Genomic DNA, 6,148 nt, shown 5'->3' on the forward strand with positions numbered 1-6,148 from the left:
CGTGCTTGTGGTTTCGCTTGCGGGCGGGTGTGGTGTCGTGGTTCTGGGTGGCGGCTCGGGCGTGGGGGCGCGGGGGGGGGGGGGGGCGCCCCCCCCCCCCCCCCCCCCCCCCCCCCCGCGCCGCTTTACATCAGTGCGTGACCGACAGGAACAGGTACGCCGCGAACAGCGACAGATGCACGACGCCGTGCAGCACCGTCGTGCGTCCCTGGCTGAGCGTCAGCGTGCTGACGAGCAGCGTCAGCGACAGCAGCACGGTTTCCATCGCGCCGATGCCGAGCGTGAGCGGCTGGCCGACCCAGATGAACACGGCCGCGACGGTCGGGATCGTGAGCCCGATGCTCGCGAGCGCCGAACCGAGCGCGAGGTTCATGCTGGTCTGCAGGCGATTCGCCCGCGCGGCGGTGACGGCCGCGAGCCCTTCGGGCAGCAGCACCAGCGCGGCGATCACGATGCCGACCGCCGCTTCCGGCGCGCCGAGCTTCATCACCGCATGCTCGACGGCGGGCGACAGCAGCTTCGCGAGCAGCACGACCGCGACGAGGCTCGCGAACAGCAGCACGAGGCTGATCAGCGCGGTGCGGCCGCTCGGGGGGGCCGCATGCACTGATTCGTTCGCGCTGTCGTGCTCGGTGAGGAAGTAGTCGCGGTGGCGCACGGTCTGCACGAATACGAATGCGCCGTACAGCACGAGCGACGACACGCCGGCGAACGCAAGCTGCGATTTCGAAAAGAACGGGCCCGGCGCGGCGTTCAGGTAGTTCGGCATCACGAGCGACAGCACCGACAGCGACGCGAGCACCGCGAGCGCCTTGCTCGCGCCGCGCCCCTGGAAATCCTGCTCGCCATGCTTCCACGCACCGACCAGCAGGCAGAGGCCGACGATGCCGTTGCAGATGATCATCACCGCGGCGAACACGGTATCGCGCGCGAGGCCCGATTTCTCGGGGCCGGCGCCGAGCATCACCGACACGATCAGCGCGACCTCGATGACGGTCACGGCGACCGCCAGCACGAGCGTGCCGAACGGCTCGCCGACGCGGTGCGCGACGACTTCGGCATGGTGGACGGCGGCGAACACGGCGCCGGCGAGGGCGGCGGCGAACACGGCGATGACGAGGCCTTCGGCCGGCACGACGCGCGACAGCGCGAGTACCAGCCAGGCGGCAAGCGGGGCCACGAGGGTCCAGCGCGGGAGCTGGTTGGACGAGAGCGGCATGGACGGTTTCCTATGCGAGTGGCGGCGCGCGACGCGCCGTCACGGGTTGACGAAGCCCGGCCGGATGATCCGCCGAACGTGGACGATGATGCTGATGGGCGGCAGCGCGGAGCCGTGCTGCCCTGGATTCGCCGCCGTGAAGCGGCGAGGGGCGCGGGCGGGCCGAAGCCCGTCGCTGGATGAAACGGTTCGATGCGACCGGGTGCCGAGGGCGGGGCGCGGGTACGTCACGACAGGCGGGTGGCGCGATTCCGACCCCGAAAGGACGGCAGGCGGTGGACGGCAGCGGCGTGACACGCGGTTTCCCCCTGAAATTCGGCGATTTGTCGAATTTTATCAGGCGTTCGGGGGACACTATCTCATAATCGGACGCTTTCATTGACCTTTCTGTTTCAAAAAAGTGCCCCGATCGGTCGAATTTTTGTTCTTGCGCTTTTCGTAACGGTCTCTTGCACGACAAATTCGGGCTCGCCCTGACATAAATCTACCGACCGGTCGGTTTATAATCGCTCGCACTTCCACTTCATGACGGATCGCAAGCGATGGCTGTTTCTTCTGCACATTCGGTGAATTCGAGCGCGCTGGCGCAGTCGGCGGTCGTCGGCGTGATCGGCGCGGGCGCGATGGGCGCGGGCATCGCGCAGGTGGCCGCGGCGGCCGGTCATGCGGTGCTGCTGTACGACCTGAACGAAGCCGCATGCGACAAGGCGCTGGCCGGCATCCGCGCGCAGTTCGCACGGCTCGCGGAAAAGGGCCGGATGGAACCGGCCCAGGCCGACGCGGCCGGCAGCCGGATTCGCGCGGTGCGCGCGCTGGCCGACTTCGCGGGCGCCGCGCTGATCGTCGAGGCGGCGGCCGAGCGGCTCGACGTGAAGCGCGAGATCTTCGCGACGCTCGAACGCCATGTCGACGACAGCTGCGTGCTGGCGACCAACACGTCGTCGATCTCGATCACGTCGATCGCGGCCGGGCTGCGCGCGCCGCAGCGCGTGGCCGGCCTGCATTTCTTCAATCCGGCGCCGCTGATGGCGCTCGTCGAGGTGGTCAGCGGGCTCGCGACCGCGCCGGACGTCGCACAGGCGCTCTACGACACGGCCGCCGCGTGGGGCAAGCGGCCGGTGCTGGCGAAGTCGACGCCCGGCTTCATCGTGAACCGCGTCGCGCGGCCGTATTACGCGGAGGCGCTGCGCGTGCTGAACGAGCAGGGCGGCACGCCGGCCTCGATCGATGCGGTGATGCGCGACGCCGGCGGCTTCCGGATGGGGCCGTTCGAGCTGATGGACCTGATCGGCCACGACGTGAACTTCGCGGTGACCGAGTCGGTGTTCCGCGCGTACTTCAACGATCCGCGCTATACGCCGTCGCTGATCCAGCAGGAACTCGTGAACGCGGGCTTCCTCGGGCGCAAGTCGGGGCGCGGCTTCTATTCGTATGCGGACGGCGCGACGCCGCCCGCGCCCGCGTTCGAACCGCCGTGCGATGCGCCGGCCGACGTCGTGCTGTTCGCGCAGGACGGCCCGGCCGCCGCGCTGCATGCCCGCGTTGTCGAACGCATCGCGCTCGCGCGGCAGAACGGCGCGCATGCCGACGAACTGCTCGCCGTGGCCGGACGCGCGTCGATCGCGCTGACCGACGGCCGCACCGCGACCGTGCGCGCCGCGCAAACCGGCGTGGCCGACCTCGTGCTCGTCGATCTCGCGCGCGATTACGCGCAGGCCGGGCTCGTCGCGCTGACGCGCGCGCTGCAGTGCAGCGACGCGGCCTATGCGGATGCGGTCGGGCTGTTCCAGCAAGCGGGTTTTCGCGTCGTCGGCATCGCCGACGTGCCGGGCATGGTCGCGATGCGCACCGTCGCGATGCTCGCGAACGAGGCGGCCGACACGGTGAACCAGGGCGTGTGCTCGCCCGCCGATCTCGATCTCGCGATGGAGAAGGGCGTGAACTACCCGTGCGGCCCGCTCGCGTGGGCCGATGCGATCGGCATCGGCCGCGTGTATCGCGTGCTGTCGAACCTGGCGGCGAGCTACGGCGAGGACCGCTATCGCGTGTCGCCGCGCATCGCCGCGCTGCACGCGGCCGGCCGCACGTTCCGCTAGCCGCCGGCCGCGTCACCCCGATCACGATAACGACATCACTCCACTGGAGGAGCACCCCGATGACTCACCCGACGCACCCCGCCGCCGCCCTCGAGCCGATCGAGACCGCCAGCCGCGACGAACTGCAGGCGCTGCAGCTCGAGCGCCTCAAGTGGTCGCTGCGCCACGCGTACGACAACGTCCCGCACTATCGCCGCACGTTCGACGCGGCGGGCGTGCATCCGGACGACCTGAAGACGCTCGCCGATCTCGCGAAATTCCCGTTCTCGACCAAGCACGACCTGCGCGACAACTACCCGTTCGGCCTCTTCGCGGTGCCGCGCGAGCAGGTCGTGCGCGTGCATGCGTCGAGCGGCACGACCGGCAAGCCGACGGTGGTCGGCTACACCGCGCGCGACATCGACACGTGGGCGAACGTGACCGCGCGTTCGATCCGCGCGGCCGGCGGCCGCCCGGGCGACACGCTGCACAACGCATTCGGCTACGGGCTCTTCACGGGCGGCCTCGGGATTCACTACGGCGCGGAGCGGCTCGGCTGCATGGTCGTGCCGATGTCGGGCGGGCAGACTGAAAAGCAGGTGCAGCTGATCCGCGATTTCGAGCCGAAGATCATCCTCGTCACGCCGTCGTACATGCTGAACCTGATCGACGAGATGGTGCGGCAGGGCATGGACCCGGCCGAGTCGTCGCTGAAGATCGGCATCTTCGGCGCGGAGCCGTGGACGCAGGCGCTGCGCGAGGAAGTGGAGACACGCGTGGGCATCGACGCGCTCGACATCTACGGGCTGTCGGAAGTGATGGGCCCGGGCGTCGCGTGCGAATGCGTCGAGACGAAGGACGGCCCGGTGATCTGGGAAGACCATTTCTATCCGGAGATCATCGACCCGGCGACCGGCGAGGTGCTGCCGGACGGCAGCGAGGGCGAGCTCGTGTTCACGTCGCTGACGAAGGAGGCGATGCCGGTGATCCGCTACCGCACGCGCGACCTCACCGCGCTGCTGCCGCCGACCGCGCGCGCGATGCGCCGGCTCGCGAAGATCACGGGCCGCTCCGACGACATGCTGATCGTGCGCGGCGTGAACGTGTTCCCGAGCCAGATCGAGGAAATCGTCGTCGCGCAGACGAAGCTGTCGGGGCAGTTCCAGATCACGCTTTCGCGCGACGGCCACATGGACCGGCTCGATCTCGCGGTCGAGCTGCGCTCCGAGGCCGTCGCGTGCGTGACCGATGCCGAGCGCGCGGCGATCGCGCGCGAGCTGCAGCACCGGATCAAGACGATGATCGGCGTGTCGGCCGGCGTGACGGTGCTCGCCGCGGGCGGCATTCCCGCGAGCGCGACCGGCAAGGCCCGGCGCGTGATCGACCGCCGGCAGGCCGCCTGAGTTTCGCCGTTCCCTGTTTCTACCCCGAGGAAACCTGTTCGATGGATGGATTGAAAACCCTGGCCGTGGCCGTCGATGCGCGCGGCATCGCGACTGTCGCGCTGCAGCGCGGCGACGTGCTCAACGCGTTCGACGAGACGATGATCGCCGAGCTGACCGACGCGTTTACCACGCTCGGCCGGCGCGACGACGTGCGCGCGATCGTGCTGCGCTCGGACGGTCGCGCGTTCTGCGCGGGCGCCGACCTGCAGTGGATGCAGCGCGCGAGCGCGAACGACGCGGCCGCGAACCTGCGCGACGCCGAGCGGTTCGCCGCGATGATGCGGGCGATCCGGCAGTGCCCGAAGCCGACGGTCGCGCGCGTGCAGGGCCACGCGTTCGGCGGCGGCGTCGGCCTGTGCGCGGCCTGCGACATCGTGATCGCGAGCGATCACGCGCGCTTTTCGGTCAGCGAGGCCCGTTTCGGGATCCTGCCGTCGGTGATAGGCCCGTACCTGGTCGAGGCGGTCGGCCAGCGCCAGGCGCGCCGGCTCGCGCTGACCGCGACGCAACTCGCGGCCGCCGAAGCCGTCGCGATCGGGCTGATCCACCAGGCCGTGCCGCTCGACGCGCTCGACGCCGCACTCGACAAGACGCTCGCCGAGCTGAGCCGCAACGGCCCGAACGCGCTGATGGAGATCAAGCGCTTTTTCGACGCGATCGGCGAGTACCCGCCGTCGGACGAACGCGCGGCGTTCACCGCGCAGACGATCTCCCGCGTGCGTGCGACGCCGGAAGCGAAGGAGGGCTTCGCCGCGTTCTTCGCGAAGCGGCCGCCGGCCTGGGAGCCGGGCGCCGAATAAGGCGGCGGCGCGGGCCGCCGGGCCCGGGGCGCGATTTGCGTCTCGCGCGCGGGCGCTTGCTCTACAATGCGTGACCCCCGGCGCGCCGCCGGCCCAGCCCCGACCGCTTCTTCGCACCCGATGATCGTCAATCGCCTTATCTCCGAGATCCTGTTCGGCTTTACCGGCCTGATCGGCATCATCAATCCGATCGGCATCGCGTTCCTGTTTCTCGAACGCACCGAGGCGCTGACCGAGCACGAGCGCAACCTGCTCGCGAAGAAGGTGGCGTTCAACGCGTTCATCGTGTTGCTGGTCGCGTTCTTCGCCGGCACGCCGGTGCTGCACTTCTTCGGGATCTCGATGGAAGCGCTGCGGATCGGCGGCGGCTTCGCGGTCGCCGTCGCGGGCTGGCAGATGCTGAACGAGCCGGACGGGCCGGCGGGCGGCGGCGATACGCCGATCAAGCCGATCGATGCGAACGCGATCATGACCCGCGCGTTCTTCCCGCTGACCGTGCCGCTGACCGTCGGCCCCGGCTCGATCGCCACCGCGATCGCGCTGAACGCGAACCGCACGCACAAGCTGTCGGAATTCATGCTGTCGAGCATCGTGTCGATCTCGGTGTCG

The 6,148-nt window shown here is 69.7% G+C and carries 5 protein-coding genes; 4 read left to right on the plus strand and 1 reads right to left on the minus strand.

Going from position 1 to position 6,148, the window contains the following annotated elements; translation table 11 throughout:
- Positions 1 to 130: 130 nt before the first annotated feature.
- Positions 131 to 1,219, minus strand: a complete 1,089-nt coding sequence (locus tag DIE12_RS37470; protein WP_124484620.1) for a calcium:proton antiporter — start codon at positions 1,217 to 1,219, stop codon at positions 131 to 133.
- Positions 1,220 to 1,761: 542 nt separating this feature from the next.
- Between DIE12_RS37470 and DIE12_RS37475 the strand changes: the two genes are divergently transcribed.
- From DIE12_RS37475 to DIE12_RS37490, 4 genes are all read left to right on the plus strand, one after another.
- A complete protein-coding gene (locus DIE12_RS37475; RefSeq protein WP_124484621.1) occupies positions 1,762 to 3,315 on the plus strand; it encodes a 3-hydroxyacyl-CoA dehydrogenase in 1,554 nt (517 codons plus the stop codon).
- Between the two features lie 59 nt (positions 3,316 to 3,374).
- The gene (gene paaK / locus DIE12_RS37480; protein WP_124484622.1) at positions 3,375 to 4,697 is read left to right on the plus strand and encodes a phenylacetate--CoA ligase PaaK; all 1,323 of its coding nucleotides are present in this window, start codon (positions 3,375 to 3,377) and stop codon (positions 4,695 to 4,697) included.
- 41 nt (positions 4,698 to 4,738) lie between these two features.
- Entirely contained in the window at positions 4,739 to 5,539 is an 801-nt protein-coding gene (locus DIE12_RS37485; RefSeq protein ID WP_124522073.1) for an enoyl-CoA hydratase-related protein, read from the plus strand.
- Between the two features lie 120 nt (positions 5,540 to 5,659).
- Positions 5,660 to 6,148: MarC family protein (locus DIE12_RS37490; RefSeq protein ID WP_124492246.1), on the plus strand; the 489-nt coding region annotated here is incomplete at its 3' end.

This window comes from Burkholderia sp. Bp9015, assembly GCF_003853505.1.
In the GTDB taxonomy this organism is placed as follows: Bacteria; Pseudomonadota; Gammaproteobacteria; order Burkholderiales; family Burkholderiaceae; genus Burkholderia.

What these genes read in the sequence shown, in the direction of transcription:
- paaK (WP_124484622.1), top strand. Translation starts at nt 3,375, where the DNA reads ATGACTCACCCGACGCACCCCGCCGCCGCCCTCGAGCCGATCGAGACC.
- DIE12_RS37470 (WP_124484620.1), bottom strand. Translation starts at nt 1,219, where the DNA reads ATGCCGCTCTCGTCCAACCAGCTCCCGCGCTGGACCCTCGTGGCCCCG.
- DIE12_RS37475 (WP_124484621.1), top strand. Translation starts at nt 1,762, where the DNA reads ATGGCTGTTTCTTCTGCACATTCGGTGAATTCGAGCGCGCTGGCGCAG.
- DIE12_RS37485 (WP_124522073.1), top strand. Translation starts at nt 4,739, where the DNA reads ATGGATGGATTGAAAACCCTGGCCGTGGCCGTCGATGCGCGCGGCATC.